At 71.7% G+C, this 3,948-nt stretch carries 4 protein-coding genes; 3 read left to right on the top strand and 1 reads right to left on the bottom strand.

Annotated elements, in window-relative coordinates:
* Positions 1-314: NsdA family TPR-like regulatory protein (locus tag HCN52_RS22600; protein WP_512700790.1), on the bottom strand; the 314-nt coding region annotated here is incomplete at its 3' end.
* Between the two features lie 156 nt (positions 315-470).
* On the opposite strand from HCN52_RS22600, the gene HCN52_RS22595 reads away from it, so the two are divergent.
* The 3 genes from HCN52_RS22595 (at position 471) to HCN52_RS22585 (ending at position 3,909) form a co-directional block, all read left to right on the top strand.
* Positions 471-653, top strand: coding sequence for a hypothetical protein (locus HCN52_RS22595; protein ID WP_168090290.1), 183 nt, complete (start codon positions 471-473; stop codon positions 651-653).
* Between the two features lie 193 nt (positions 654-846).
* The gene (locus HCN52_RS22590) at positions 847-2,559 is read left to right on the top strand and encodes an SPFH domain-containing protein (RefSeq protein WP_168090289.1); all 1,713 of its coding nucleotides are present in this window, start codon (positions 847-849) and stop codon (positions 2,557-2,559) included.
* Entirely contained in the window at positions 2,560-3,909 is a 1,350-nt protein-coding gene (locus tag HCN52_RS22585) for an SPFH domain-containing protein (RefSeq protein ID WP_168090288.1), read from the top strand. It begins immediately after the preceding gene.
* The last annotated feature ends 39 nt before the right edge of the window (positions 3,910-3,948 follow it).

Genomic DNA, 3,948 nt, shown 5'->3' with positions numbered 1-3,948 from the left:
TCCCGGCAGAGGTCGGCGAAGCCGACCGCCGGGTCGGGTGAGGGCGCCTCCGGCGCGGGCGCGGTGAACCCGGCCGCCTGCGGGCTCACCGGCCGGCCGATGCGGCGCGACAGCGCCTCCGCCGCCAGCTGCGGCGCCGGGGTCCGGGGCTGCGTCCCGGAGAGCCAGTGGGCGACCGCGGTGCGGTCGTACCGGAGCGGACACCCGATCTCGGCCCCCAGGGCGTTCACGGCGCGCGCCAGCGCCTCCTGGGTCCAGTCGGCCTCGCGCAGCAGCGCGCGCAGCCGTTCGTTGGGGTGGCGCCGAGTCGTCATGGTTCCTTGATGCCACAGTCCTTCGGGTGCCCGGCAGCGGCGCACGGAGGCGCGTTCGGGTGGCGCTTGGCCCCAGTGCCACCCCTTCGGGTGGCTTTCCGGGGGATCTGCCACCCGGAAGTGGTACGGGAAGGGGAACAGGTGGACGGTGTCCGCATGAATGATCCCCTGCTGTACGACACCGTGCTCCCGGGCGCCGCTCCGGCCCCCGCGCCCTCCCGTCACGGAGCGGGAGTGAGCCCCGTCCCCGCGCGCCGGAGCGCCCACCCCGAGGTGCGGAAGACCAGCAACACGCCGGAGCGCCCGCCCCGCCGCCCGCCGGGAGCGAGCCGCGCGTGACGGCCGGCACGTGTGAGTCGGCGCGAGTGCATCGGTGCGCACGGGGCGCGGAGCGGCGCGTGCCCGGTTCGGACATGGCTCGGTCACACCCCGGTGACGATTTGCGGTTACCGGTACGTCGGCTGGCGCGGCGGCTCGGCGGGTTGGTCTGATGGTGTGCCGTACACGAGATCCGACGAAAGGGGGAGGACGCGTGTCATTGTCGCAGAATGTCCGCAGTGCGGCCCGTTCCGTGGCCCAGGGCGGTGACCCACGAGAGGCGCTCGGCGGAGCGCTGAGCCGGCAGTTCCCGGGTGGTGGGGGCGACGGCGAGGAGGGGGCGGAGCCGTCCGGCTCCGCCATCGCCGACCCGGACGACTTCCTGGCCGCCCGCGAGCAGGGCGGTTCGATCGGCACCCGCATCGAGCAGCAGACGGCGTCGCTGAACAACGCCGGAGAGGTCCTCAACCGCACCTCCCTCAAGCGCGGGCGGTCCGGCCCGGTGCACGTGATCTGCCCGATGGTCATCCCGCGCGGCCGCACCTTCGTGACGATGTTCCCGGCGCTGCTGCTCATCGCGATCGGCATCGTCGCCTGGTTGGTCATCGGCGCCGTCTCCGACGACGGCCCGCTGCTCAACCCCTTCTTCGGCGTCCACTACTGGGTGATGACCCTCATCGCCGCCGGCTTCATGTGGTGGCGGCAGGGCATGGTGATGGTCCCGGACGGCTGCCAGGCGCTCATCACCCGCTTCGGCAAGCTGGAGCAGGTCGTCGGCCCCGGTCGCATCACGCTGCTGAACCCGTGGAAGCGGGTCTCCTACATCGTCAACACCACGCGCGAGTACCCGTTCAACGCGCCGATCCGCGAGGCACCCACCAAGAGCGGCGTGCAGGCGTCGATCGACCTCTTCGTGCAGTTCCGCATCAACGACCCCGTGGAGTTCATCTACACCCTGGGCGCCGTCCGCGGCTTCGAGGAGAAGCTGAACAACGCCATCAGCGAGACGACCCGGAGCCTCATCTACGACCAGGAGGCCTCCGCGATCTACGACATGGTCGGCGAGAACACCAACCGGCTGCTGGAGCAGCTGAACCAGCAGTTCAGCCCCGCGGTCGAGCTGACCAACGCCAACATCACGCACGCCGAGCCCGCGGGCAAGGAGTACCGGATGGACCTGGCGGCGCCGGAGATGGTGCGCGTCGCCAAGCAGGCGTACACCCACGAGTACGAGCTCCAGCTCCGCAAGGAGAACAACGAGGGCGACCTCACCAAGGAGCTCGCCACCCTCAACGAGACGCTCTCCGCGATCCAGGCGGACATCGCGCAGTACCAGGCGCAGATGGACACCGCGCTGGAGCGCGAGACCAACCGCGCCCGCGCCGTCGCCCGCCAGCGGTTCGTCGAGGCCGAGTCCGAGGCACACGCCAACGCGGCGCTGCTGGAGGCCCAGGCGCTGGACATCCGCGCCGTCTCCGCCGCCGAGGCGCCGGAGATCCTCAACTACCGCTACCAGCAGCAGGTCCTGGACCGGCTGGAGCAGGTCGCCGACCGGTTGCCGCAGGTGCTGCGCATCGGCTCGGGCGACGCCGCCGCCGTGGACTTCCTGCGGATCGCGCGCGGCATCATCGGCGAGGCCGGCGACGAACTGTTCACCGAGGAGGACATGGACGTCATCCGCGGCCGCATGGACGAGATCTCCGCCCGGATCAGCGAGCGCGAGGAGGAGATCAGCGCGCTGCGCAGCGCCGAGCAGGCCACCACCGTCACCCCGGTGGAGGCATCCACCGACGAGCTGCCCGGGGCGGAGGCCGTGGAGGAGATCCGCGCCTCCGTGCAGAACGACGCCCCCGAACCGCTGCCCGGGGAGGCACCGGACCCCGGTGCCGGGCCCGGCACCGACCACACCACGCGGGAAGGCGAGTAGATGAGCCAGCAGACCCACGCCGACCGCCGCGGTTCGGTAATCCAGGAGAACGTCGCGGGCTGGGGCGACATCGCCCGACTGCTGCGCGGCGGCGACAACGGCGCCCTGGTGCCGGTGGTCATGCCGCGCAACAGCCGGCGCAACACCTGGACCGCGCTGTTGTGGTTCGGGATCCTCGCCCTCCTCGCCGGCGTGATGATGTCACTCGGCAGCTCCCGCTCCGACAATGCGCTGGGCGGCGCCGCCTGGTCGGCCGTCGCCGTGCCGACCTATGCCGTCGGCGCCATCGCGGTGGTGCTCGGCGCGCTGTGGTGGTGGCGCTCCTCGATCGTCGAGATCGAACAGGGCACCACGGGCGTGCTGACGACGTACGGCGCGGTCGTCGGCGAGCTCGACCCCGGCCGCCACTACCTGTGGCACCCGTGGTCCCGGGTGGAGTTCGTCGTCGACACCTCCACCGAGATTCCCTACTCGGCGCCGGTGGTCGCGTGCCCCACGCGGGAGAACGTGCCGCTGACCTCGATCGAGTTCTTCCTGAAGTTCCGCATCACCGACGCGGTCCTCTTCGTCCGCACCATCGGCGCCAGCAACTTCGACCTGGTGCTCTCCAACTCGGTGCAGGACGCCATCCGGCAGCGCAGCCGGCAGATCTCGACCGAGCGTGCGTACGACCTGCGCGGCTCCGACGTCGCCGACATGCAGGAGCTCCTCAACCGCCAGCTCGCCCGCTACGGCGTGCGGATCACCGGCTGCAACATCCCCGACGTGCAGCTGCCGGTCCAGTACCGCCAGCACCTGGCGACCCGCGAGCGGGTGGCCAAGGAGAAGGTGGCGTACGAACAGGAGTGGGAGCTCACCCGCAAGCGGCGCATCGACAACCTGCTCATGGACATCGAGCGGTCCAAGAAGACGCGCGACGCCAAGATCGTCGAGGTCAACGCGGCGCTGAACCAGGCCCGCAAGGACGTCGCGCAGATGCTGGAGGAGCAGGAGACCGAGGCCCAGCGGGTGCGGTTCGAGATCGAGACCCGCGGCCGCGCCGGACTGACCGCCGCGGAGAACGAGGCCAAGGCCCAGCAGCGGCTGGCCACCGCCTACCGGGACAACCGCGCGGTGCTCCGCTACGAACTGGCCCAGCGGCGGCTCGACGTCGGCACCGCGCTGGCGAAGGGCGCGCCCAAGCCGTTCGTCGTCGACACCGACGGCGGCTCGCAGGACACCTCGGCGCTGACGACGCTGCTCACCGCGCAGCTGCTGCCGCGGCTCGGCTCCGGCGGTTCGGAGACCGCCCGCGCGCTCGGCGCCCGGGTCACCGAGTCGTCCCGGGAGCGGGGCGACGACGAGCAGTGACACCCCCGGGGTGCGGCGCCGGCGACGACGCCGCACCCC

Source organism: Streptomyces bohaiensis (genome assembly GCF_012033785.1).
GTDB classification, from domain to species: domain Bacteria; phylum Actinomycetota; class Actinomycetes; order Streptomycetales; family Streptomycetaceae; genus Streptomyces; species Streptomyces bohaiensis.
Note: the sequence above shows the minus strand (reverse complement) of the source record. Positions and strands in the feature narration are given on the sequence as shown.